18 protein-coding genes and 1 pseudogene are annotated in these 23951 nt (G+C 72.3%); 12 read left to right on the forward strand and 7 right to left on the reverse strand.

The window, feature by feature from the left end; translation table 11 throughout:
* Positions 1-96: 96 nt before the first annotated feature.
* The 5 genes from ACIA8N_RS09385 (at position 97) to ACIA8N_RS09405 (ending at position 6963) form a co-directional block, all read left to right on the forward strand.
* Positions 97-2337, forward strand: a complete 2241-nt coding sequence (locus tag ACIA8N_RS09385; RefSeq protein ID WP_365780411.1) for an MMPL family transporter — start codon at positions 97-99, stop codon at positions 2335-2337.
* Positions 2315-2881 (forward strand): GNAT family protein, encoded by a 567-nt coding sequence (locus ACIA8N_RS09390; RefSeq protein WP_365780412.1) that lies wholly within the window; start codon positions 2315-2317, stop codon positions 2879-2881. The genes ACIA8N_RS09385 and ACIA8N_RS09390 overlap by 23 nt, the downstream gene beginning before the upstream one ends.
* 35 nt (positions 2882-2916) lie before the next feature.
* Positions 2917-3534 carry a hypothetical protein gene (locus ACIA8N_RS09395; protein WP_365780413.1) on the forward strand — a complete coding sequence of 206 codons (618 nt, stop codon included), beginning with the start codon at positions 2917-2919 and terminating at the stop codon, positions 3532-3534.
* Between the two features lie 167 nt (positions 3535-3701).
* Entirely contained in the window at positions 3702-3899 is a 198-nt protein-coding gene (locus tag ACIA8N_RS09400; RefSeq protein ID WP_365780414.1) for a hypothetical protein, read from the forward strand.
* A gap of 7 nt (positions 3900-3906) precedes the next feature.
* Positions 3907-6963, forward strand: coding sequence for an AAA family ATPase (locus ACIA8N_RS09405; RefSeq protein WP_365780415.1), 3057 nt, complete (start codon positions 3907-3909; stop codon positions 6961-6963).
* Here ACIA8N_RS09405 and ACIA8N_RS09410 read toward each other — a convergent pair.
* The 3 genes from ACIA8N_RS09410 to ACIA8N_RS09420 all read right to left on the reverse strand — a co-directional run bounded on the left by ACIA8N_RS09410 (position 6847) and on the right by ACIA8N_RS09420 (position 9508).
* Positions 6847-7179, reverse strand: a complete 333-nt coding sequence (locus ACIA8N_RS09410; RefSeq protein ID WP_365780546.1) for a DUF6191 domain-containing protein — start codon at positions 7177-7179, stop codon at positions 6847-6849. The two genes, ACIA8N_RS09405 and ACIA8N_RS09410, sit on opposite strands and share 117 nt — an antisense overlap.
* A gap of 27 nt (positions 7180-7206) precedes the next feature.
* Complete coding sequence (locus ACIA8N_RS09415) at positions 7207-8361, reverse strand: PQQ-dependent sugar dehydrogenase (protein WP_365780416.1); 1155 nt, start codon at positions 8359-8361, stop codon at positions 7207-7209.
* A gap of 136 nt (positions 8362-8497) precedes the next feature.
* Entirely contained in the window at positions 8498-9508 is a 1011-nt protein-coding gene (locus tag ACIA8N_RS09420; RefSeq protein WP_365780417.1) for an aldo/keto reductase, read from the reverse strand.
* 75 nt (positions 9509-9583) lie between these two features.
* Here ACIA8N_RS09420 and ACIA8N_RS09425 point away from each other — a divergent pair, with 75 nt between their 5' ends.
* The gene (locus ACIA8N_RS09425) at positions 9584-10549 is read left to right on the forward strand and encodes a 2-hydroxyacid dehydrogenase (protein ID WP_365780418.1); all 966 of its coding nucleotides are present in this window, start codon (positions 9584-9586) and stop codon (positions 10547-10549) included.
* 365 nt (positions 10550-10914) lie between these two features.
* On the opposite strand, the gene ACIA8N_RS09430 is transcribed toward ACIA8N_RS09425, so the two are convergent.
* A complete protein-coding gene (locus ACIA8N_RS09430; RefSeq protein ID WP_365780419.1) occupies positions 10915-11265 on the reverse strand; it encodes a hypothetical protein in 351 nt (116 codons plus the stop codon).
* A 78-nt stretch (positions 11266-11343) separates the two neighbouring features.
* On the opposite strand from ACIA8N_RS09430, the gene ACIA8N_RS09435 reads away from it, so the two are divergent.
* From ACIA8N_RS09435 to ACIA8N_RS09460, 6 genes are all read left to right on the forward strand, one after another.
* Positions 11344-14184: a putative bifunctional diguanylate cyclase/phosphodiesterase gene (locus ACIA8N_RS09435; protein ID WP_399416020.1), complete on the forward strand. Its 2841-nt coding sequence runs from the start codon at positions 11344-11346 to the stop codon at positions 14182-14184.
* Between the two features lie 229 nt (positions 14185-14413).
* Positions 14414-16264 (forward strand): acetolactate synthase large subunit, encoded by a 1851-nt coding sequence (locus tag ACIA8N_RS09440; protein ID WP_365780420.1) that lies wholly within the window; start codon positions 14414-14416, stop codon positions 16262-16264.
* A 41-nt stretch (positions 16265-16305) separates the two neighbouring features.
* Positions 16306-16833 carry an acetolactate synthase small subunit gene (gene ilvN, locus ACIA8N_RS09445; protein ID WP_030216183.1) on the forward strand — a complete coding sequence of 176 codons (528 nt, stop codon included), beginning with the start codon at positions 16306-16308 and terminating at the stop codon, positions 16831-16833.
* A gap of 119 nt (positions 16834-16952) precedes the next feature.
* Positions 16953-17954, forward strand: coding sequence for a ketol-acid reductoisomerase (gene ilvC, locus ACIA8N_RS09450; RefSeq protein WP_030216185.1), 1002 nt, complete (start codon positions 16953-16955; stop codon positions 17952-17954).
* A gap of 238 nt (positions 17955-18192) precedes the next feature.
* Positions 18193-19782, forward strand: coding sequence for a phosphoglycerate dehydrogenase (serA, locus tag ACIA8N_RS09455; RefSeq protein WP_030553741.1), 1590 nt, complete (start codon positions 18193-18195; stop codon positions 19780-19782).
* 72 nt (positions 19783-19854) lie between these two features.
* A complete protein-coding gene (locus ACIA8N_RS09460; RefSeq protein ID WP_365780421.1) occupies positions 19855-20430 on the forward strand; it encodes a TetR/AcrR family transcriptional regulator in 576 nt (191 codons plus the stop codon).
* Positions 20431-20440: 10 nt separating this feature from the next.
* Here the strand turns inward: ACIA8N_RS09460 and ACIA8N_RS09465 are convergent.
* The 3 genes and pseudogenes from ACIA8N_RS09465 to ACIA8N_RS09475 all read right to left on the reverse strand — a co-directional run bounded on the left by ACIA8N_RS09465 (position 20441) and on the right by ACIA8N_RS09475 (position 23928).
* A pseudogene (locus ACIA8N_RS09465) lies at positions 20441-21618 on the reverse strand (DUF1266 domain-containing protein).
* On the reverse strand, positions 21609-22757 hold the full coding sequence (locus ACIA8N_RS09470; RefSeq protein ID WP_365780423.1) for a DUF1266 domain-containing protein: 1149 nt from the start codon (positions 22755-22757) through the stop codon (positions 21609-21611). Before ACIA8N_RS09470 ends, ACIA8N_RS09465 begins: the two are co-directional and overlap by 10 nt.
* 40 nt (positions 22758-22797) lie before the next feature.
* Positions 22798-23928, reverse strand: a complete 1131-nt coding sequence (locus tag ACIA8N_RS09475; protein ID WP_365780424.1) for a helix-turn-helix domain-containing protein — start codon at positions 23926-23928, stop codon at positions 22798-22800.
* Positions 23929-23951: the final 23 nt, after the last annotated feature.

A 23951-nucleotide genomic window follows, 5' to 3' on the forward strand; every position in this document is an offset into this window, starting at 1 on the left:
TGCCACAGTGGGCGCACGTAGTCATGTGTGTAGGTCATGCGTTCTTTTCGGGCTGTTCCCGCGAAAGATCCACGAACCACCCAGGGAGCACGTCCTTTGGCAGCCATCGCACGGTGGTGCATCAAGCACCGCCTCGTCGCCGTCCTCCTGTGGCTCCTCGCCCTCGGCGGGGTCGGCACCACGGCCGTCGTCGCCGGCAGCGCGTACTCCAACGACTACGAGGTCCCCGGCACCGAGTCCGGCCGGGCCACCGCCCTCCTCGAACGCGGCTTCCACGGCCTCGGCGGCGACAGCGACACCATCGTCTGGCACACCGGCCAGGGCAGCGTCCGCGCCGACGCCGTCGAGAAGCGCATGAGCGCGATGCTCGACGAGGTCGCCGAACTGCCCGGCATCGCCGCCGTCACCTCCCCGTACGGCGACCTCCCGGGACAGATCAGCGAGGACGGTCACACCGCCTACGCCGTCGTCACCTTCCACGAGCAGGCCGACGACATCCCCCAGGGGCAGGCCCGCGCCCTCGTCGACACCGCGAAGGCCGCCGAGGCCGACGGTGTCGCCGTCGAGCTGGGCGGCAGCGCCGTCGCCCTCACCGAGGCCCCCGGCGGACACATCGCCGAAGTCGTCGGAGTCGCCGTCGCCGCCGTCGTCCTCTTCCTCGCCTTCGGCTCCCTCGCCGCCTCCGCGCTCCCCATCGCGACCGCGCTCGTCAGCGTCGGCATCGCCTACTCCGGGATCGTGCTCCTCGGCCACCTCATGACCGTCGCCGACTTCGCCCCCATGCTCGGCATGCTCGTCGGGCTCGGCGTCGGCATCGACTACGCCCTCTTCATCGTCACCCGGCACCGCAGAGGCCTGAAACGCGGCCTGTCCGTCGCGGAGGCGGCGGAGACGGCCGTCGCCACCACCGGCCGCGCCGTCGTCTTCGCCGGAGCCACCGTCTGCATCGCGCTGCTCGGCATGCTGATCCTGCGGCTCAGCTTCCTCAACGGCGTCGCCATCGCCGCCTCCCTCACCGTCGTCCTCACCGTCGCCGCCTCCGTCACCCTCCTTCCGGCACTGCTCTCGCTCATCGGCATGCGGGCGCTGTCCCGGCGCGAACGCCGGACGCTCGCCGAGCACGGGCCGCAGCCCGAACTGCCCACCGGCTTCGCCGCCCGCTGGTCCGCCTTCGTCGAACGGCACCCGAAGCTGCTCGGGGCCGTCGCCGTCGTCGTCATGGGCTTCCTGGCCCTGCCGACCCTCTCGCTCCACCTCGGCACCTCCGACCAGGGCAACGGCCCGGCGACCGCGACCACGCGGCAGGCCTACGACCTGATCGCCGACGGCTTCGGGCCCGGCGTCAACGGTCCGCTCACCCTCGTCGCAGGGCTCGACGGCGCCGACGACCGGGTCGCCCTCGACCAGCTGCCCGCCGCGCTCTCCGCCACCCGCGGGGTCGCCTCCGTCTCCCCGGTCACGTACAACAGCTCCGGCGACACCGCCGTCCTCACCGTCGTCCCCGAGTCCTCGCCCCAGTCGAAGGCCACCAGCGAGCTCGTCGACCGGCTCCGCGCGGACGTCCTCCCCCGGGCAGAGGCCGGCACCTCCCTCGACGTCCACGTCGGCGGTGTCACCGCCTCGTACGACGACTTCGCCGAGATCATCATCGGCAAGCTGCCGCTCTTCGTCGGCGTCGTCATCGCCCTCGGCTGTCTGCTGCTCCTGCTCGCCTTCCGCTCGATCGGCATCCCGCTCAAGGCCGCCGCCATGAACGTCGTCGCCGTCGGCGCCGCCTTCGGCGTCGTCGTGGCGATCTTCCAGTGGGGCTGGGGGAGCGAGCTCCTCGGCCTCGGCAGCGCCGGGCCGATCGAACCCTTCCTGCCGGTGATCATGGTCTCCGTCCTCTTCGGACTCTCCATGGACTACCAGGTCTTCCTGGTCAGCCGGATGTACGAGGAATGGCTGGAGACCGGCGACAACCGGCGCGCGGTACGGGTCGGCCTGGCCGAGACCAGCCGGGTGATCAACTCCGCCGCCGTCATCATGATCTCCGTCTTCCTCGCCTTCGTCCTCTCCGGCGACCGGGTCATCGCGATGTTCGGCATCGCGCTCGCGGCGGCCGTCGCCCTCGACGCCTTCGTGCTGCGCACCCTCCTCGTCCCCGCGCTCATGCACCTGCTCGGCGGGGCGAACTGGTGGCTGCCCCGATGGCTCGACCGCCTGCTGCCGCGGATCAGCATCGAACCGCCCGAGTGCCGCGAGGCCGCCGACGCCCGTGCGAAGATCCCCACGCAGTTCGTGACGGTTCCGGCCGTGGAGGAGAGGATCGAGGATGTTCGCGATATCGCTGGGTGACGACGGCGCGGAGCTGAGGCCCCTGGAGCCCTGGCGGGCCGAGGAGTTCCTGGCGCACATGGACCGGGGACGGGAGTTCATCGGGGAGCACATCGCCCTGCCGGACTTCGTCGCCGACCTGGACTCCGCCCGCTCCTTCCTCCGCTCGTACGCAGAGAAGGCCGCGAGCGACACCGGACGGATCTACGGCATCTGGACCGACGGCACCCTCGTCGGCGGCGTCCTCTTCCGGACGTTCGACGCCACGCACGGCACCGCGGAGGCGGGCTGCTGGCTGGAGCCCACCGCCGCCGGGAAGGGCCTGATCACCCGGGCCTGCCGGGTCATCATCGACTGGGCGGTCGAGGAGCGCGGCATCCACCGCGTCGAATGGCACGCCTCCGTGAAGAACGGGGCGAGCATCGCCGTCGCCCGCCGTCTGGGCATGACGCGGGAGGGCGTCCTGCGGGAGAACTACCCGCACCGCGGCACGCGTACGGACACGGAGGTCTGGGCGGTCCTGGCCCCCGAGTGGCGGGCGGCGAAGGCCGGGGCGGCGTCTTAAGACGGTTCTCATGTGCGCCGCCTAGCGTGCGCCGCATGGACACCAAGACGACGACAGAGAAGACCGGCGAGACCGGCGACAACGCCGAGAGCCCCGAGGGCGCCGGTAGCGCCGGGGCGGGCAGCGCCGCGAAGGCCGCCGAGCCGGCCGAGGCGGCGGAGGCCGCGCCCGCCGCGGAGCCGCTGGACGCCGACGATCTCGGTCCGGCCGACGAGGCCGACGGAGACGACGAGGACGACGAGGGGCTGTTCCCGGACGAGGCCCCCGCTCCCGCCTCCGCCGGCATCGGCGGCGCCGCAGCGGCCGTGGTGTCCGCCGCCCTCGGCGTCGTCGCGCTCACCGGCACCTGGACCGGCAAGGTCGTCGCCGAGCGGGAGACCCTCATCGGCCAGATCAAGACCTCCGGATCCGGCACCCCCGCCCAGCAGATCTCCGAGATCTACGCCGACGCCTGGCACAGCGTCGCCCTGGTGAACGGCGTCCTTTCGCTCGTCGCCCTGCTCGTGGCCGTCCTCGTGCTCGTCCTTCCCGGGCGCCCCTCCTGGGTCCGCGCGGTCGCCGTCGCGGGCGCCGTCCTGGGCGGCCTCGGCCTGCTCCTGTCGGTCGGTACCTACTTCGACCTCTTCCTGAACCTCCCGACCGCCGGGTCCTGAGGCCCCCGGCTGATCCCTCGGGCGGCGCCTAAGGCCCCCCTGAGTACCTCCTAAGGCCCCCCGTACCCCGAACATGCGGCACTCGCCCGATGCGGCCGCACCCCCTGGGAGACGAAAGTCGAGGCATCGCAAGGAGCGATACCTCGACCGAGACCCAGGAGCACCCGATGTTCGCGTACGAACTCCACCGCATGAACCACGCCGAACTCGTCCGTGAGGCCGCCGCCCAGCGTCTGTCCCGCCAGGCCGCCGCCTCCGTCTCCACCGCCCGGGGCCTGCGCCGCCTCGGCCGGCGGAGCGGCGGCCAGGACGCGGAGGGGCGGGTGAGCGACGGCGGACGCAGCCGCTTCGCCCGGGCCGCGTGACCCCCGTATGAGCGACGGTACGGACGGCTGTGCGATGCTCGGCGCCGTGGAGACCAGGTCAGTCAGCCCCGTGTTCGTCGGCCGCGCCGGCGAACTCACCGCCCTCACCGAGGCGCTCTCCCGTGCGACCGCGGGAGAGCCCCAGGCGCTGCTCATCGGCGGCGAGGCGGGGGTCGGCAAGACCCGGCTCATCGAGGAGTTCCTCGACACGGCCTGCGACCGGGGCGCCGTCGTCGCGCTCGGCGGCTGCGTCGAACTCGGCGCCGACGGACTGCCCTTCGCGCCCTTCGCCGCCGCACTGCGCTCGCTGCGCCGCCGGCTCCCCGACGAACTCACCGCGGCCGCCGAGGGACAGGAGAGCGAACTCGCCCGCCTCCTTCCCGAACTCGGCGAACCCGGCAGTCACGAGCCCTCCGACGAGGACAGCACCGCCCGCCTCTTCGAGCTGACCGTACGGCTCCTGGAACGGCTCGCCGCCGACCGTACGCTCGTGCTCGTCCTGGAAGACCTGCACTGGGCCGACGCCTCCACCCGCCACCTCCTCACCTACCTCCTCCGCACCCTCCGCCGCGGCCGGATCGTGGTCCTCGCCAGCTACCGCGCCGACGACATCCACCGCCGCCACCCGCTGCGCCCCCTCCTCGCCGAACTCGACCGGCTCCGCACCATCCGCCGCATCGAACTCGCCCGCTTCACCCGCACCGAGGTGCACCGCCAGCTCACCGGCATCCTCGCCGCCGAACCCGACCCCGGTCTCGTCGAGGAGGTCTTCGAACGCTCCGACGGCAACGCCTTCTTCGTCGAGGAACTCGTCGTCTCCCACGAGGCTGGCTGCGCCCCCGGCCAGCTCAGCGACTCCCTGCGCGACCTCCTGCTCGTCCGGGTCGAGACGCTCCCCGAAGACGCCCAGCGGGTCGCCAGGATCGTCGCCGAGGGCGGTTCCACCGTCGAGTACGGACTGCTCGCCGCCGTCGCCCGGCTCACCGAGGACGAACTCATCGAGGCGCTCCGGGCCTGCGTCGGCGCCAACATCCTGCTCGCCGTCCCCGACGGCGACGGCTACCGCTTCCGCCACTCCCTCGTCCGCGAGGCCGTCAGCGACGACCTGCTGCCGGGCGAACGCTCCCGCCTCAACCGGCGCTACGCCGAAGCCCTGGAGGCCGACCCCGGGCTCGTCCGCGCCGAGGAACGCGCCACCCGGCTCGCCACCTACTGGTACCACGCGCACGACACGGCCAAGGCCCTGCCCGCCGTCCTCCGCGCCTCCGTCGCCACCCGCAAGCGCCACGCCTACGCGGAACAACTGCGCCTCCTCGAAAGGGCCATGGAACTCTGGGACGAGGCCCCGGCCGAGATCCGCCGCTCGCTGCGGCCCATGGACTACGCCGAGGCCTACCCGCCCTGCGGCTGCGACCCCGAGACCACCCCGCTCCGGTACCTCGACCTGCTCGCCGAGGCAGCCGTCGCCGCCCGGCTCAGCGGCGACCGCGAACGCGCCCTGAAGATCGGCAGGACGGCGCTCCGCCTCCTCGACGGCACGGACGAGAACGACCCCCTCCGCGCCGCCTGGTTCTGGACCGAGCGGGCCCGCCTCCAGTCCAACCTCGGCCGGGGCGACGGCTGGGAGGAGATCTCCCGCGCCCAGGAACTCGTCAAGGGCCTGCCGCCGTCCGCCGTCCACGCCGCGGTCCTCGTCGGCGCCGCCGGCTGGGGCATGCTCCGCAACCCCGGACCCGAGGCCCTCACCGCCGCCGAACGCGCCGTCGAATACGCCCGCCACGTCAACGCCGAGTCGATCGAGCTCAACGCCCGCCTCACCCTCGGCACCCTCATGACCGCGGCCGGGGACGTCGAGGCGGGCCTCGCCGAGATGCACGACGTACGGGAACGGACCACGGCCCTCGGCCAGTTCACCGAGGCCGCCCGCGCCCACATCAACATCGCCTCCTCCCTCGAAGCCCTCGGCCGCTCCCGCGAGGCCGTCGAACTCTCCGACACCGGAATCCGTCTCGCCCGCACCTACGGCCTCGTCGACAGCGTCAGCTGGATCGAGGCCAACCGGGCCGAGTCCCTCCTCTCCCTCGGGCACTGGGACGAGACCCAGGAGGCCGCCGAGCGACTCCTCCGCTCGGCGTCCAGCAGCAAGCCCCGCGGCTCGGCCTCCCTCCGCCTGGCCCAGCTCGCCGTCGCCCGCGGCGAACTCGACGCGGCCCGCCGCCACCTCGCCGAAGCCCGCGCCGCCTACGGCGCCCGCGACCCGATCCCGCAGTACACCCTGCTCATGGGACAGATCGAGATCGCCGTGGCCGCCGCGGAGGGCCGCTTCGCCGACGTCAGGACCCGGCTCGCCGCCGTCGAACAAGCCGGCTTCCCGCCCGGCACCCACCGCTACGGCTGGCCGCTCGTCCTCACCGCCGCCACCGCCGAGGCCGACAGCAGGGGACTGCCCGCCGCCGACGAGGGCCGCGCGCAGGCGCTGGACACCATCCGCGGCTGCGTCCGCCGCCTCGCCACCCCGGCCCCCGTCTGGGCCGCCCACGCCCAGCAGGTCTCCGAGGAGATCGCCCGCGCCGAGGGCCGCGAGTCCGCCGCCCGCTGGGCCGAGACCGTCGCCGCCTACGAACCGCTTGAACGCCCCGCCCAGCTGGCCCGCGCCCGCCACCGCCTCGCCGACGCCCTCCTCGTCGAGGGAGGCCACCGCGAGGAGGCCGCGGCCCTGCTCCGCGAGGCCCATGCCACCGCCACCCGCCTCGGCGCCCGCCCGCTCCGCGAGGACGTGGAACTCCTCGCGGCCCGCGCCCGCCTCTCCCTGTCACCCGAGAAGCGGGCCGCGGCACCGGCCGAGGCCGCCGACGACACCTTCGGCCTGACCCCTCGCGAGCAGGACGTCCTGCGCCTGGTCGCGGCCGGCCGCACCAACCGTCAGATCGCCGAGCAGCTGTTCATCTCACCCAAGACGGCCAGCGTCCACGTCTCCAACATCCTCGCCAAGCTGGGCGTCGCCGGCCGCGGCGAGGCCGCCGCCCTGGCCCACCGCCTCCATCTCCTCGACACCACCCTCTGAGCCCTTCAAGCCCACGGAGTCGACGGAGTCCACTGAGTCCCCTGAGACCACTGAGTCCGCCGGGGCCGGGCGGGGCGCCCGTATCGTCACCCGGCCCGATGTCAGGTCTATCGGTCCGCGCGAAGGATCGGCGTCGCCCGGATCCTCCCTGGTCAGAGCCTGCCTGCGCTGCTCCTCCTCGGTGTGCCTGCGTCCCGGCGCGAACAGCTCCGCCATCGAGTCGAACACGGTCGCCCGCCTCCTTCAGTTCACCTCCAGCCGGAGGATCCTGTCGTCCCCTGGCCCGGGAGTGCCCCGGGTGTCGGTTTCGCTGGTCACCAGCCAGAGCCGCCCGCCGCCCCCGGCGAGGACCGTGCGCAGGCGTCCGTACTCCTCTGTCAGGAACGCCTCGGGGTTCCCCGACTGTTCCGCGCCGGAGAGCGGGACCCGCCACAGGCGCTCGCCTCTGAGCCCGGCCATCCAGATCGCGCCCTTCGCGTAGGCGATTGCGCTGGGGGAGGCCTCCGAGGTCCGCCACTGCGCCACCGGGTCCACGAACCCCGCCCGCCCGGCCTTCCCCTCGGCCTCCGGCCAGCCGTAGTTCTTGCCCGGCTCGACCAGATTCAGCTCGTCCCAGGTGTTCTGCCCGAACTCCGCCGCCCACAGGCGGCCCTCCGCGTCCCAGGCGATGCCCTGCACATTGCGGTGGCCGTACGAATAGACCACCGAACCGGCGAAGGGATTGCCCGGCGCGGGCCGGCCCTCCGGTGTCATCCGCAGGATCTTCCCGCCGAGCGACTCCCGGTCCTGGGCGAGGCCCGTGCGGCCCGTCTCGCCCGTCCCCGCGTACAGCATCCGGTCCGGCCCGAACGCGATGCGGCCGCCGTTGTGCACGACCCCCTTCGGGATGCCCGTGAGCACCGGCTGCGGCGCACCGAGCCGGTCCCCGTCCCCGCCCCCGTACCGCATGCGCACGATGCGGTTGTCCGACTCCGCCGTCAGATACGCGTACACCCAGCCGTTCCGCACCGCGAGGCCCATGAGGCCGCCCTCGCCGCCCGGAACCACCCCCGGCACCTCGCCGAGCGAGGTCTTCGCCCCGGTCCGCCCGTCCACCCGGGTGATCGTCCGCTCGTCCCGCGAGGAGACGAGGAGGTCCCCGCCGGGCAGCTCCGCGAGCCCCCACGGCGACTTCAGCCCCTCGGTCAGCGTGCCCGACACCGTCACCCGGCCACCGGCGGGCGCGGAGGAAGCGGCCGGAGGCGAGGAGGAGGCGGAGGCCGACGCGGAGGCCGAAGGGGGCGACGACGTCGGCGGAGCCGTACCCGAGCGGTCCTCGGTGTCTCCCGAGGAGCAGCCCGCCACCAGGATCAGCACGGCGGCGCCCCACAGGGCCTTCACAACAGCAGGACGGCTCATGGCACGGTCCCCCTTCGACGAGTCGAGCTGCATCCCTTCACTCTTGATACACCGCTCGACCCGATCAGGTTCCCGACCGCCCCGCCCCGCCCCCCGGTGTCGCCCGGTGTCGCCCGGCGACCCTCCGGCGGCGCCCTCAGTCCCACGATCCCCGGGGTGCCGGGAGCGACGCGATCTCCGCCAGGTCCACCGGCGTCAGCCGCAGCCCGGCGGCCCGGGCGTTCTCCACCGCCCAGCGCTCCCGCTTCGCCCCCGGCACCGGCACGACGTGCGGCCCCCGGCCGAGCACCCACGCCAGCGCCACCTGCGCCGGCGTGACGTCCGGGCCGTGCCGCGCGGCCACCCGCCGCAGTCCCACCACCAGCGGCTGGTTGGCCGCCATCATCTCGGCCGTGAACCGGGGATGCCGGGCCCGCGGATCGTCCGGCTCGAAGCCGCCGCCCGGGGTGAGCGTCCCGGTGAGGAAACCGTTCCCCAACGGCATCGCCGCCAGGAACCCGACGCCCCGCGCCGCGCACCACGGCAGCAGCCGCACCAGCGCCTCCTGCGACCACACCGACAGCTCGGCCTCCACCGCTGCCACCGGGAAGACCTGCTGGACCCGCTCCAGTTGGCGGATCGTTCCCTCATAACCGTCACGGCTGACGCCCGTGGCGCCCCTGCGGGCCGACCGGGAGCCGACGGCGCACAGCCCGAGGGCCCGGACCTTGCCCGCGGAGACCAGCTCGGCCATCGCGCCCCAGGTCTCCTCGACCGGCACCTCCGGATCCGCGCGGTGCAGCTGGTACAGGTCGATCACATCGGTCTGGAGCCTCCGGAGCGAGGCGTCGCAGGCCCGACGCACGTATCCCGGCCTGCCGTTGGCGACCACGTGCTGATCGCCGACGAGCAGCCCGCACTTCGTCGAGACGAACGCCTCCGCCCGTCGCTCCTTCAACACCCGCCCCAACAGAAGCTCGTTGGTGAACGGCCCGTACATGTCGGCGGTGTCGAGCAGGCTCACCCCGGCGTCGAGCGCCGCGTGCACCGTCCGCAGCGAGCGGTCCCCCCGCTGTTCCGAACGGCTGTACGCCCAGCTCATCGGCATGCACCCCAGGCCGATCGCACCCACGTCGAGCGCCGTCGCCCCGATAGTCCTGCGCTCCACCTGCCGGTACCCCTCCCTGTGCCGTCCCCCAAAGTAACCAATGGCGCAAAGGATTCTTCGCATAGCCTCCCGGTCATGACCTTCGAAGACACGACCACCGACGTGTGGCTTCCGATTCCCGCGGGCGAGATCGAGGGACTCCCCGAACCGGGCACGTCGCGCCTGAACTACCGCTTCTGGGACGGCGGACCGGAGTTCCCCGCCGACCCGGCCCGCTGCGCCTTCTACGTCGTCCCGTACATGAAGGGCAGCGAGATCGCCGTCCGGCCGCTGGCCGCGATGACCTCGGTCCGGGCGGTGCAGACGCTGTCCGCGGGCATCGACCACGTCACGCCCGGCATCGGCTCACTGCCCGCGGGCGTCGCCCTCTGCAACGCGAAGGGCGTCCACGAGGCCAGCACCGCCGAGCTCACGCTCGCGCTGATCCTGGCCTCGCTGCGCGGCATCCCCGGCTTCGTGCGCGGCCAGGACGCCGAGGAGTGGCGGGACGGCTTCTACCCGGCCCTCGCCGACAAGTCCGTCCTGATCGTGGGGTACGGGTCGATCGGCGCCGCCATCGAAGATCGGCTCGCGCCCTTCGAGTGCGCGCGGGTAGCGCGCGTCGCACGCTCCGCGCGCACCACAGCGCGCGGTCCCGTCCACGCCCTGACAGAGCTGCCGACCCTGCTCCCGGAGGCGGACGTGGTCGTGCTCTCCACTCCGCTCACGCCCGCGACCAGGCATCTCGCCGACACCGGGTTCCTGTCCCGGATGAAGGACGGGGCGCTCCTCGTGAACGTTTCCCGCGGACCGGTCGTGGACACGACGGCGCTGCTCAAGGAGGTCGAGAGCGGCCGGATCACGGCGGCGCTCGACGTCACCGATCCGGAACCGCTGCCGGCCGGGCACCCGTTGTGGCACGCTCCCGGTGTCCTGATCAGTCCCCATGTGGGAGGTTCCACCTCGGCCTTCATGCCGCGTGCGAAGCGGCTGATCGCGGGACAGCTGCGCCGGTTCGCGGCGGGCGAGGAACTGGCGAACGTACTCCTCACCACCGGCTGAACCACCGGCTGAACCACGAGCTGAACCACCGCCAGAACGCGGCGGCGCGCTGGGGCGGCCGGACGGCGCGTACGGGCCGCCGGGCGGGGCGTACGGCCGGCCGGCCGGGGCCGCGCCTGGGCCGGTCGGGTGAGCGCGCCCCCGACACGCGCCGCGTACAAGCCCGCAGGTCGTCACGGAGAGTACTGCGACCCTGTCCCTGAGTGACCGTCCTGGTGTATCGTCCCGGAACGGGGGACTGCGTCGAGTACGGGCTGACGCTGGGGAGCGAAGTGACGGGACATCAGATTCCGAGGGGGGCGACGGGTGAGGCACGGCCGGAGGACCGACGATCCGACGCGGCGACGCCGCCGCCGGCAAGCCTTTCACGCCTCGCCGCGGGCCTCACGCACGCCGTGCCGGACCAGGCCGCGCCCCACCGCGCGCCCCGCGCCGCCGAGCCGACGGCCACCGAACCGGCCGCCGGGCCGCACGTCGGGCCACCGGACGAACCCGGACCGTGCGCCGCATCGCCGCTCCCGTCCGGGCCAGGCGCCGAAGGCCGCGCCGCCGAACGACCGGACCACGGCGACGGCGGCGACGGTGACGGTGACGGTGACGGCGGCGACGGTGACGGCGGCGCGTGTGAGGACTGCGGCGCCGCGGTACCGGAGCCCGTCGCCCCCGTCGCCCCCGTCCTGCGGGACCCCGCCGGACCCCACGACTGCGACGGCCACGCCCCCGGGCGTGCCGACGAGCCGAAGGCGCGCCCGCACGACGTGGCCGGGTGCGGTGGTGCGGTGCCGGAGGCTCCGGTGAGCGCGCCCGGAGTGGTCCTCGAGCGCCGCCCCGTCGGCGGCGGAGGCGGCGACTCCGGACATCCGGACCCCGGGCGCCCCGGCGCCGGCGGGATCCTCGCCCAGATCGCCCTCGGGCTCATCTGCGCCGGATACACGATCGGCGCCTCGCTCGGCTGGGGCTCGCCCGAACTCGCGCTCTTCATGGGCGACTTCGGGCTCAGCGCCGCCGCCTTCACCGCCGCGGTCTCCTGCTTCCTCTACGGCCGCACCCACCGCGGCAGCGCCCGCCCCGCCTGGCTGCTCTTCGCCTTCTCCTCGTTCATGGCCGCCGTGGGCAACGCCATCTGGGGCTGGTACGAGGTCGTGCTGCGCATGGAGGTGCCGGACTCCTCCGTCGCCGACCTCTTCTTCTTACTCTTCGCGCCGCCCGCCATCGTGGGCCTCCTCGTCCTGGCCAAGAAGCCCGTCACCCGGGCCGGCTGGGTCTGCCTCGGTCTCGACGCCTGGCTCATCGGGGGCTCCCTCCTGACGCTCTCCTGGAGCCTCGCCCTCGCCCACACCGCGCACTTCCAGGACGAGCCCGTCGCCCAGGCGGCGCTGTCGCTCGCGTACCCGCTGCTCGACATCGTCCTCGTGAGCATGGTCCTCGTCCTGCACTTCCGGCGCTCACAGGCGAACCGGTCGGCGACCAACACCGCCATCGCCGCCCTCGCCCTGACCGTCCTGTGCGACGCCCTGTTCACCTCGCCGCTGCTCCGCGAGAACTACGCCTCCGGCCAGCTGCTCGACGCGGGCTGGTTCGCCGGCTCGCTGCTGCTCGCCTACGCGCCCTGGGGGGTGCGCCGGCTGCCGGACACCTCGGTCGCGGAGAGCGGACCGTGGCTCCACAGCCGTCCGGTCGCCGGCTCGCTCGCCGCCCTCACCCCGTACCTCGCCGCCGCGGTCTGCACCCTCGGGATCCTCTACAACGTCGTCGAGGGGCGCAGGGTCGACCGCGTCGTCGTCCTCACCGGCTGCACGGTGGTCCTCGCCCTCGTCGTCCGGCAGGGCATCATGCTCCTCGACAACATCGCCCTCACCCATGAACTGGCCCAGAAGGAGAACCACTTCAGGTCACTCGTGCAAGGGTCCAGCGACGTCATCATGATCGCCGCGCCGACCGGGATCCTCCGCTACGTCAGCCCGGCCGCCGCCGGGGTGTACGGACGCGACGCCGAGGAGCTGATCGGCTCCGAGCTGGCCACCCTGATCCATCCCGAGGACCTCGGGGCCGTCGTCCACGAGGTGCGGCGCTTCCTGGCCGCCTCGCCCGCGGAGGAGCCCACCACCCGGATCGAGTGCCGTTTCCGCTCGGGCCGCGGCGACTGGCTCAACGTCGAGTCCACCGTCAACCGGCACCAGGGCGGCCTGATCTTCAACAGCCGGGACGTCACCGAACGCGTCCGGCTCCAGGCCCAGCTGCAGCACAACGCCGAGCACGACCCGCTCACCGACCTGCCCAACCGGGCGCTGTTCACCCGGCGGGTCCGGCAGGCGCTCGGCGGCCGGCGCGCCACCGACCCCGGCACCGCCGTGCTCTTCATCGATCTCGACGGCTTCAAGGGCGTCAACGACCGGCTCGGCCACCAGGCGGGGGACGACCTCCTCGTCCAGGCCGCCCGCCGCCTCCACGACTCCGTACGGGCCGGGGACACGGCCGCCAGGCTCGGCGGCGACGAGTTCGCCGCCCTCATCCTCGGCGACGGCAGCCGTGACCAGGCCGCCCGCCGGATCCAGGTCCAGGAGATCGCCGACCGGCTCCGGCTCACGCTCTCCCGTCCGTACCGCGTCGACGGGGGCACCGAGGTGCGGGTCGCCGCATCGATCGGCGTCGCCTTCGCCGAAGCGGGCATAGAGGCCGGCGACCTCCTGCGCAACGCCGACCTCGCCATGTACCGGGCCAAGGCGGCCGGCAAGGACCGCGTCGAGCTCTACGCGCCCCAGATGCAGGCCGAGGTGGTGCGCAGGACGGAGCTGGCCGCCCGGCTGCGCACCGCACTCCACGACGGCGAGTTCGCCCTCCTCCACCAGCCGGTCGTCGACCTCGCCACCGGACGGATCTCCGCCGTCAGCGCCCAGGCGCGCTGGCGCTCGGCCCAGGGCATCCTCTTCACCCCCGCCGAGTACCTCCGCGTCACCGACGACGGCGAGCGCACCGCGGAGCTGGCCAGGTGGCTGCTCGAATCGGCCGTGGAGCAGGCCGCCGAGCGGGCGGGAATCGGCCACCACGCGCCGGTGTCCATCCGGCTCCCGGCCGACCGCCTCCTGGACCGCTCGCTCCCCCTCGGCTCCGTCGAGTCCCTGCTGACCCGGCACGGTCTGCCGTCGGGCTCCCTGATCATCGAACTGGGCGACAGCGACCCCCGGATCCCGCTCGACGAGCTGGAACAGCGCCTGATCACCCTGCGCCGCCTCGGGGTGCGGATCGCGCTCGACGGATTCGGCAGCGGACACGTGGCGATCAACGCCCTGCGGAGGCTTCCCGTCGACATACTGAAGCTCGACCGGGGCCTGGTCGAGGGCGTCGTCGAGTCGGCCCGGCTCCGCAAGATCACCCGTGGGGTGCTCCGTATCGCCGGCGAGCTCGGGATGCAGACCGTCGCCGAAGGAGTCGACGTACCGGAGCAGGTCATCGCGCTGCGGGCGATGGGCTGCGGTCACGCGCAGGGCATGGCCTTCGCGGGCCCGCTCGACGAGTACCGGCTGCGCAGAGCCCTGGTGCGGGACGAGTACCCGCTGCCCGGCACGGTCCCGCTCCGGGTCGGAAACCGTCCCCCGTTCCGCTCAAATACTGAGACGCCTGTCCCACCCACTTGACAGTGATGAGGCCCGAGAGGGAGGGTCAGTGCCATGCGCACCCGAATTCTCGTACTTGGAAAGCGCGTCGGCTGAAGCAGGGCCCACCGTAGGCCCGGCTTAGAAAGCACCCGACGCGCTCCCCTCGCTTGCCTCACGGCACGAGGGGTTTTTTGTTGCACCGGCTCACCCCCAAGTCGCCGCAAACCCTCGCAAAACACCTCGCAAAAACCCTCTGCTTCGAGAAGAGATGCTGATGACCGAGCAGGCCACCGGGCACCATCCGCAGCCGCGGCCCCGTAACGGCGGGCAGCCCGCCGCCACCGTCGAGCACGTCACGGGTGCGCAGTCCCTCATCCGTTCTCTCGAGGAAGTGGGCGCGGACACCGTCTTCGGCATCCCCGGCGGCGCGATCCTTCCCGCGTACGACCCGATGATGGACTCCAAGCGAGTGCGTCACATCCTGGTCCGTCACGAGCAGGGCGCGGGCCACGCCGCCACGGGTTACGCCCAGGCGACCGGCAAGGTCGGCGTCTGCATGGCGACCTCGGGGCCCGGTGCGACCAACCTCGTCACCCCGATCGCCGACGCGCACATGGACTCCGTCCCGCTCGTCGCGATCACCGGCCAGGTCGCCTCGAAGGCGATCGGCACGGACGCCTTCCAGGAGGCGGACATCTGCGGCATCACGATGCCGATCACCAAGCACAACTTCCTGGTCACCAAGGCCGAGGACATCCCGCGGACGATCGCCGAGGCCTTCCACATCGCCTCCACCGGCCGCCCGGGCCCGGTCCTGGTCGACATCTCCAAGGACGCCCTCCAGGCGAAGACCACCTTCAGCTGGCCGCCGCAGACGGACCTGCCCGGCTACCGTCCGGTGACCAAGCCGCACGCCAAGCAGATCCGCGAGGCCGCCAAGCTGATCAGCGCCGCCAAGCGGCCGGTCCTCTACGTCGGCGGCGGCGTCATCAAGGCCGGTGCCACCGCCGAGCTGAAGATCCTCGCCGAGCTGACCGGCGCCCCGGTCACCACCACTCTGATGGCCCTCGGCTCCTTCCCCGACAGCCACCCGCTGCACGTGGGCATGCCGGGCATGCACGGCGCCGTCACCGCCGTCACCGCGCTGCAGAAGGCCGACCTGATCGTCGCCCTGGGTGCGCGCTTCGACGACCGCGTCACCGGCAAGCTCGACAGCTTCGCCCCGTACGCCAAGATCGTCCACGCGGATATCGACCCGGCCGAGATCGGCAAGAACCGCGCCGCCGACGTCCCGATCGTCGGTGACGCCCGCGAGGTCATCGCCGACCTGGTGCAGGCCGTCCAGGCCGAGCACAGCGAGGGCAACAAGGGCGACTACACCGCCTGGTGGAGCGACCTGAACCGCTGGCGCGAGACCTACCCGCTCGGCTACGACCTGCCGGAGGACGGCAGCCTCTCGCCGCAGCAGGTCATCCAGCGCATCGGGCAGCTCGCCCCCGAGGGCACGATCTTCGCCGCGGGCGTCGGCCAGCACCAGATGTGGGCCGCCCACTTCATCGACTACGAGCAGCCGGCCACCTGGCTGAACTCCGGTGGTCTCGGGACGATGGGCTACGCGGTCCCCGCCGCCATGGGTGCCAAGGCCGGCATGCCGGACCGCACGGTCTGGGCGGTCGACGGCGACGGCTGCTTCCAGATGACCAATCAGGAGCTCACGACCTGCGCCCTGAACAACATCCCGATCAAGGTCGCCATCATCAACAACGGCGCCCTCGGGATGGTCCGCCAGTGGCAGACCCTCTTCTACAACCAGCGCTACTCGAACACCGTCCTGCACTCCGGCCCGGACGACGTCCAGGCGAACAAGGGCACGCGCGTCCCCGACTTCGTCAAGCTCTCCGAGGCCATGGGCTGTGTCGCCCTGCGCTGTGAGGACCCGGCCGACCTGGACAAGGTCATCGCCGAGGCCAACGCCATCAACGACCGTCCGGTCGTCGTCGACTTCATCGTCCACGAGGACGCCCAGGTGTGGCCGATGGTCGCCGCCGGCACCTCCAACGACGAGGTCATGGCCGCGCGGGGCGTGCGTCCCGACTTCGGCGACGGCGAAGACGACTGAAGCGCGGAACGAAGCAGAGCGAAAAGGAAGAGACCCAGACCATGTCCACCAAGCACACGCTCTCCGTTCTCGTCGAGAACACGCCCGGCATCCTCGCCCGGATCGCCGCACTGTTCTCGCGCCGCGGCTTCAACATCGACTCCCTCGCCGTCGGCATCACCGAGCACCCCGACATCTCCCGCATCACCATCGTGGTCAATGTCGAGGACCTGCCCCTCGAGCAGGTGACCAAGCAGCTCAACAAGCTGGTCAACGTCCTGAAGATCGTCGAACTCGAGCCCAGCGCCGCGATCCAGCGCGAGCTCGTCCTGGTGAAGGTCCGCGCCGACAACGAGACCCGTTCCCAGATCGTCGAGATCGTCCAGCTGTTCCGCGCCAAGACCGTGGACGTCTCGCCCGAGGCGGTCACCATCGAGGCCACCGGTTCGAGTGACAAGCTCGACGCGATGCTCAAGATGCTCGAGCAGTTCGGCGTCAAGGAGCTCGTGCAGTCCGGCACGATCGCCATAGGGCGCGGCTCCCGGTCCATCACGGACCGGTCCCTGCGGGCCCTCGACCGCAGCGCCTGACAGTCATCGGAGGTCAACCGCCGGTCCATCCGGCGGTCCGACTGACGAGACCCGAAAACGTTCCTCCCGCTCCCCGCCGTACGGTGGGACGCAACACCAGCACCTCAAGGAGATTCCCAGTGGCCGAGCTGTTCTACGACGACGACGCCGACCTGTCCATCATCCAGGGCCGCAAGGTCGCGGTGATCGGATACGGCAGCCAGGGCCACGCCCACGCGCTGTCGCTCCGTGACTCCGGTGTCGACGTCCGCGTCGGTCTCCAGGAGGGCTCGAAGTCCAAGGCCAAGGCCGAGGAGCAGGGCCTGCGCGTCGTCTCCGTCGCCGAGGCCGCGGCCGAGGCCGACCTCATCATGATCCTGACGCCGGACCCGATCCAGGCCAAGGTCTACGAGGAGTCCATCAAGGACAACCTGAAGGCGGGCGACGCCCTCTTCTTCGGCCACGGCCTGAACGTCCGTTACGGCTTCATCGAGGTCCCCGAGGGCATCGACGTCGCCCTGGTCGCCCCGAAGGGCCCGGGTCACCTGGTCCGCCGTCAGTACGAGGAGGGCCGCGGCGTTCCGTGCATCGCGGCCGTCGAGCAGGACGCGACCGGCAACGCCTTCGCGCTGGCGCTCTCGTACGCCAAGGGCATCGGCGGCACCCGCGCGGGCGTCATCAAGACGACGTTCAAGGAGGAGACCGAGACCGACCTGTTCGGTGAGCAGGCCGTCCTCTGCGGTGGTACCGCGGCGCTGGTCAAGGCGGGCTTCGAGACGCTGACCGAGGCCGGCTACCAGCCGGAGATCGCCTACTTCGAGTGCCTGCACGAGCTGAAGCTCATCGTCGACCTCATGTACGAGGGCGGCCTGGAGAAGATGCGCTGGTCGGTCTCCGAGACCGCCGAGTGGGGCGACTACGTCACCGGCCCGCGGATCATCACGGACGCCACCAAGGCCGAGATGAAGAAGGTCCTCGCGGAGATCCAGGACGGCACCTTCGCCAAGGAGTGGATGGCCGAGTACCACGGCGGTCTGAAGAAGTACAACGAGTACAAGACCCAGGACGAGAACCACCTCCTGGAGACCACCGGCAAGGAGCTGCGCAAGCTCATGAGCTGGGTGAACGACGAGGAGGCGTAGGCCTTCAGGGCGGGGGCCGGACACTGTGTCCGGCCCCTTCCCGCATCGTTGGACACCCCGTCCAACCACGGACGGGTGATCCTTCCAACGAGGCGCATGAAGTGCGCCGACGCACCACTACACTTCTCAACAACATTCGCGTTCAGGCCCACAGCGTCGTGCGCTTTCACGCGGCAAGCCCCCTCCACCGCCTGCGGCCGTCGGGACGGCCGTCCGCACTGGATCTGTGAGGACTCACGTGAGCTCGAAACCTGTCGTACTCATCGCTGAAGAGCTGTCGCCCGCCACCGTCGACGCGCTGGGCCCGGACTTCGAGATCCGGCACTGCAACGGCGCGGACCGCGCCGAGCTGATCCCCGCCATCGCGGACGTGGACGCGATCCTGGTCCGTTCCGCGACCAAGGTCGACGCCGAGGCCCTCGCCGCCGCGAACAAGCTGCGGGTCGTCGCCCGTGCCGGTGTCGGTCTGGACAACGTCGACGTCTCCGCCGCCACCAAGGCCGGCGTGATGGTCGTCAACGCGCCGACGTCGAACATCGTCACCGCCGCCGAGCTCGCGTGCGGTCTGCTCGTCGCCACCGCGCGCAACATTCCGCAGGCCAACACCGCCCTGAAGAACGGCGAGTGGAAGCGCAACAAGTACACGGGCGTCGAGCTGAGCGAGAAGACCCTCGGCGTCGTCGGCCTCGGCCGCATCGGCGTCCTGGTCGCCCAGCGCATGTCGGCCTTCGGCATGAAGATCGTCGCGTACGACCCCTACGTGCAGCCGGCCCGCGCCGCCCAGATGGGCGTGAAGCTCCTCGCCCTGGACGAGCTGCTCGAAGTCGCCGACTTCATCACCGTCCACCTGCCGAAGACCCCGGAGACCCTCGGTCTCATCGGCGACGAGGCGCTGCACAAGGTCAAGCCCTCGGTCCGGATCGTCAACGCCGCGCGCGGCGGGATCGTCGACGAGGAGGCGCTGTACTCGGCGCTCAAGGAGGGCCGGGTCGCCGGCGCCGGCCTCGACGTGTACGCGAAGGAGCCCTGCACGGACTCCCCGCTCTTCGAGCTCGACCAGGTCGTCTGCACCCCGCACCTCGGCGCGTCCACGGACGAGGCCCAGGAGAAGGCCGGCATCGCGGTCGCCCGCTCGGTGCGCCTCGCGCTCGCCGGTGAGCTGGTCCCGGACGCGGTCAACGTCCAGGGCGGCGTCATCGCCGAGGACGTCAAGCCGGGTCTCCCGCTCGCCGAGAAGCTCGGCCGGATCTTCACCGCGCTCGCGGGCGAGGTCGCGGCCCGTCTCGACGTCGAGGTGTACGGCGAGATCACCCAGCACGACGTGAAGGTGCTCGAACTGTCCGCGCTCAAGGGCGTGTTCGAGGACGTGGTCGACGAGACCGTGTCGTACGTCAACGCCCCGCTGTTCGCGCAGGAGCGCGGGGTCGAGGTGCGGCTGACCACGAGCTCCGAGTCGCCCGACCACCGCAACGTGGTCACCGTGCGCGGCACGCTCTCGAGCGGCGAGGAGGTCGCGGTCTCCGGCACGCTGGCCGGTCCGAAGCACCTCCAGAAGATCGTCGCGGTCGGCGACTACGACGTGGACCTGGCGCTCGCCGACCACATGGTCGTGCTGCGCTACGAGGACCGTCCGGGTGTCGTCGGCACCGTCGGCCGCATCCTCGGCGAGGCCGGTCTGAACATCGCCGGCATGCAGGTCTCCCGCGCGGAGGAGGGCGGCGAGGCGCTCGTCGTGCTCACCGTCGACGACACGCTCCCGGCTCCGGTGCTCGCGGAGATCGCGTCGGAGATCGGCGCCACCTCGGCCCGCTCGGTCAACCTGGTCTGACGCACGCCTCTCGTACCCGGTCGCTAGACACACGTCTTACACAAGTGTCTAGCGGCCGGGTACAGTGCTGTCATGGGACACAAGGAAGACCTCCTGGAGGGCGCCAAGCGCTGCCTCCTGGAGAAGGGGTACGGGCGCACCACCGCCCGCGACATCGTCGCCGCGTCGGGCACCAACCTCGCCTCCATCGGCTACCACTACGGCTCCAAGGACGCCCTGCTCCAGCAGGCCTTCCTCGCCCTCACGGAGGAGTGGGGCGAGCGGGTCACGGTCCCGGAAGCGGGCGAGGGTGCCGTACGCCCCCCGGCCGATCCGTACGAGCGCTTCCGCGCCATGTGGGCGCAGCTCATCGGCGCCGCCGAGGCCAGCCGCCCGGTATGGAAGCTGCAGACCGAGGTCGTCACCCGGCTCGACGACGACGAGAAGCTGCGCGAGGCCATCAAGGAACCTCAGCGGGAGGGCCGGCTCGGCATCGCCGAGGGCATGCTCGGCATCGACCCGGAGGCGGACCCCGAGAAGGCCCGGGTGGCCGGACTGCTCTGCCAGGCCCTGGCGACCGGCGTGATGATCCAGTGGATGGTCGACCCGGACACGGCACCGAGCGCCGACGACCTCACGGAGGGCCTGAAGGTGCTGATGGGGGAGTAGGGCGGTTGGTTCAACGCCACGGGATGTGCCGCCAGGGGCTGCCCTCGTGCTCCGTCAGGACGCGGTGGCGGCCACGTTCTCCTCGTGGTACCGGCCGTACTCCTCCCCGTCGAAACGCAGTGCCCGCCCCAGCGCGTATCCCGCCGAATAGTCCTGCCAGGACCCGTAGGCCGACCGGGCGAGGGCCCCGGCGTGGACGATCGCCTGCTCCGCCTCCGGGGGCGCGCAGAAGCGGGCCGTCAGGCCCCAGCGGGCCAGGTTCACCGCCCGTCCGTAGTCGTACGCGATCGTCTTGAGCACCCGTCCTTGCGGCGGCAGCAGCCCGTCGGCCCGGAACCGCGACTCGTAGCGCAGGATCCGGCGCACCAGCTCCTCGATGTGCCGCACCGACGACGGGCTCGCGCCCAGGTCCTGGGCGTGCCCGGCGGCCGTCTCGCGCCACTCGTCGGCCGAGGGCGCCTCGCCCCGCGCCCTGCGCAGCTCCTCGCGGACCTTGAGGGCGAAGTCCGGCTCCGGCGGGCTGTTGCGCCCGTCGAGCAGCGCGTCCAGCTGCTTGCGCCAGCCCGCGCGGTCGGTGACGCCCCAGCCTTCGCGGAGGGTGTCGAGGATGATGGTGTACCCCATGTAGGCCGAACCGACGTCGTTCCACGGGACGCCGTTGCCGAACGCCAGATGGGTGCCGCAGGCGAGGCCGAAGGCGAGCGGGCCGTGCAGCGGCCCGTGGCGAAGGGCCGCGAACCGGTTCTTCGTACCGCGTTCGTTCTCGCTGTACACGCGCAGCCACCACGCGCGGTGCTCGGGCGTGGTGGGCAGCAGGAACTGCCCTGGGGTGCCGCCGTTCACGGAGAGGAGCACCCGGGGGTCGCTCCACCCGAACTCGGCGGCCCACCGGAGAGTGATCTGGTGGAACACCCAGTCCGGATGCCAGGGAGGCAGCATCCCCCGGGTGAGGACCGGCCGGACGACGAGCCCCTTAGCCACCTGCTGGGTCCTCCAACAGACCGTGTCGGGTTCGGCGTCCACCTCGGCCCTCGGCGCGCCGATGAACAGCTCGGACCCGGCGAGGATCCGGATCTGTTCGGCCTCGTCGCCGCGGAGCCCCGCCTCGTGCAGCAGCTGCTCGGTCTCGGACGGCGGGATCCACGGGGCGCCGTGGGCTTCGGGGCGGTGGTGGGAGTTCATGACCATGAGATGTTCCGGTAGGGGCTCGCAGGGTCCTGGGTGAGGATGCGGTGGAGGGCCACGGACTCCTGGTACATCGGCTCGGCGTCGCCTTCGTCGAAGTGGATCAGCCGGGCGAGCAGATAGCCGAGGGAGAACGCCTCCCAGGAGCCGTACGCCGGCCGGGCGGCTTCGAGGACCGCGAGGACGGACTGTCGGGCCTCCTGCGGATCGCAGTACCGCGCGCCGAGCGCGAGGCGTACGACGTTCACGGCCCGGCCGTGGTCGAAGGCGGCGAGCGTGTCGACCCGGCCGTCCGGCGGGAGGAGGCCGTCGGCGCGGAACCGCTCCTCGTAGTGCATGATGCGGCGCAGGAACTCCGAGGCCTCCGCCCGGTCCTCCCCGTAGGGGTCGTTCCGCTCATACGCGGCCGTGACCGCCGACGCCCACGCCTCGGCACTGGGCGTGCCGCCCAGGCGCGCGGCGAGCCGGCGCCGGACGCCGAGGACGGACTCGGGGACCCGGCCGACGAGCCGGGTGTCGATGAGGGTCCGCAGTTTGTCGCGGAAGTCCGCCCGGTGGTACACGCCCCAGGGTCGGCGCAGCCGGGCGATGTCGGTGGGGTAGTCCTCGTACTGGGCCCCAAGTCCGTTCCACACCAGGCCGTTGAGCACGGAGAGGTGCGCGCCGAGCGCGAGGGCGTGCGCGACAGGACCGTGCAGGTGCTCGCCGGCGTGGGTGAGCAGCCGCAGCCGCGCGGGGCCGCCGCCCCGTCCGGCCGCCTCCTGCCAGGCCCGCCGGTCGGCCGGCCGGCCGGGCAGGGAGACCTCGAACGGGGTCTCCGGGTTGACCGCGAGCCACCACCTGTCGTGCGGCCAGGCCGCGGCGAGCGCGTCGAGGGTGAGCTGCCGGAACACCCAGTCCGGGTGCCACGGCGGCAGCATGCCCTCGGTGAGGACCGGTACGACGGTGCGCCGGGCGGCCTTGTCGCGCTGGGAGGGGAGGGGGGTGGTGAAGCCGGGCACGTCGGCGTGCAGCCGGGCGACGAGCACGTACAGGCGGGTTCGCCCGAGGATGTCCAGGACGGCGGCCCGGTCCCCGCACGCCTCGGCCTCGTACAGCTGCCGCTCGGTGTACGTCGGTGCGGCCCAAGTCCCCGTGGTCATGGGGCGATCCTAATAAATGGGCCCGCGAGGGGGCCGCCCCTCAGAGCCGGGCGGACTTCAGGGACATGTGGAGGAGCAGGCGGTCCTCGCCGTCGTCCAGGTCGAGGCCCGTGAGCTGTTCGACCCGGGACAGCCGGTAGTAGAGGGTCTGGCGGTGGATGCCGAGGGCCGCCGCCGTGCGGCCCGCCTGGCCCGCGTTGTCGAGGAACGCCTCTGCGGTGCGGGCGAGTTCGGCGTGGGCGGGGGTGATCAGGGGCGCGACGGCGGGGTCGATCTCGGGGTGGTAGAGCGCCGCGAGCAGACGGTACGGGCCGATGCCGGCCCACTCGGCGACGGGACCGAGCTTCGGCTGTGCCGTGGCGGCGCGGGCCGCCGTGTTGGCTTCGCGCCAGGCGGCGGGGAGTTCCGCGAGGCCCCGGCGGGGGGTCGCGATGCCCGCCGGGGTGGCGCCACGCAGTCGGCCCGCGGCCGTGTGGGCGGGGGAGAGGTCCTCGGCCGTGCGCAGCCGTACGAGGACGGCGAGGGCTTCTCCCGCGGGGACGGACGCGCCCTCGGGGAGGGGGGTGACCGCCGCAGCCCCGGGGACCGCCCGGATCGAGGGTGCCTCGCCCCGCCAGGGGGTCACGCAGACGACGGTGTGCAGACCGTCCGCGCTGGGGCCGAGGGCCGCCCGGAGCGCCGCGACGGCCATGTCGCTCTGCCAGCCGCGCCCGGCGGTCAGCACCGCGGCGAACTCGCGCGAGAGGTCGGCGTCCGCGCGCTCCTCGCCGGCGAGGAGGTCGCCGATCCGGGTGGCGACCTCCATCGCGGCGTCGAGCTGGGCGGGCGTGGGGCCGGGCTCCGCGTCGAGCAGCCAGACGTATCCGAGGACGACGCCCCGGTGGCGTACGGGCAGACAGAGGCGGTCCCGGAACACCCCGGCGTCGGGGGCGGCCGGGATGCGGACCGGGCCGGTCGCCCGGGTGATGCCGAAGCCCTCGAACCAGGCGCGGACCGCCGGGGTCGACTTCCGGGTCAGGATCGACCGCGTCCTGACCGGGTCCATCGCGGTGTCGTCGTCGCTGTCGTGGGCGCCGAAGGCGATCAGTCCGAAATCGCGGTTCTCCAGCGTCGCCGGGGCGCCGAGCAGCGCCGAGATCTCGTCCACCAGTTCTTGGTAATCGCCTTTCACAGCGCCATTCTCGCACCCCTCTC

Origin of the sequence: Streptomyces sp. NPDC051822, from assembly GCF_044452745.1 — a bacterium.
In the GTDB taxonomy this organism is placed as follows: domain Bacteria; phylum Actinomycetota; class Actinomycetes; order Streptomycetales; family Streptomycetaceae; genus Streptomyces.

Bases quoted from the DNA above. Each gene is read 5' to 3' on its own strand.
- ACIA8N_RS09390 (WP_365780412.1), top strand. From the start codon at position 2,315: ATGTTCGCGATATCGCTGGGTGACGACGGCGCGGAGCTGAGGCCCCTG.
- ACIA8N_RS09395 (WP_365780413.1), top strand. From the start codon at position 2,917: ATGGACACCAAGACGACGACAGAGAAGACCGGCGAGACCGGCGACAAC.
- ACIA8N_RS09400 (WP_365780414.1), top strand. From the start codon at position 3,702: ATGTTCGCGTACGAACTCCACCGCATGAACCACGCCGAACTCGTCCGT.
- ACIA8N_RS09405 (WP_365780415.1), top strand. From the start codon at position 3,907: ATGAGCGACGGTACGGACGGCTGTGCGATGCTCGGCGCCGTGGAGACC.
- ACIA8N_RS09410 (WP_365780546.1), bottom strand. From the start codon at position 7,179: ATGGCGGAGCTGTTCGCGCCGGGACGCAGGCACACCGAGGAGGAGCAG.
- ACIA8N_RS09415 (WP_365780416.1), bottom strand. From the start codon at position 8,361: ATGAGCCGTCCTGCTGTTGTGAAGGCCCTGTGGGGCGCCGCCGTGCTG.
- ACIA8N_RS09425 (WP_365780418.1), top strand. From the start codon at position 9,584: ATGACCTTCGAAGACACGACCACCGACGTGTGGCTTCCGATTCCCGCG.
- ACIA8N_RS09440 (WP_365780420.1), top strand. From the start codon at position 14,414: ATGCTGATGACCGAGCAGGCCACCGGGCACCATCCGCAGCCGCGGCCC.
- ilvN (WP_030216183.1), top strand. From the start codon at position 16,306: ATGTCCACCAAGCACACGCTCTCCGTTCTCGTCGAGAACACGCCCGGC.
- ACIA8N_RS09460 (WP_365780421.1), top strand. From the start codon at position 19,855: ATGGGACACAAGGAAGACCTCCTGGAGGGCGCCAAGCGCTGCCTCCTG.
- ACIA8N_RS09470 (WP_365780423.1), bottom strand. From the start codon at position 22,757: ATGACCACGGGGACTTGGGCCGCACCGACGTACACCGAGCGGCAGCTG.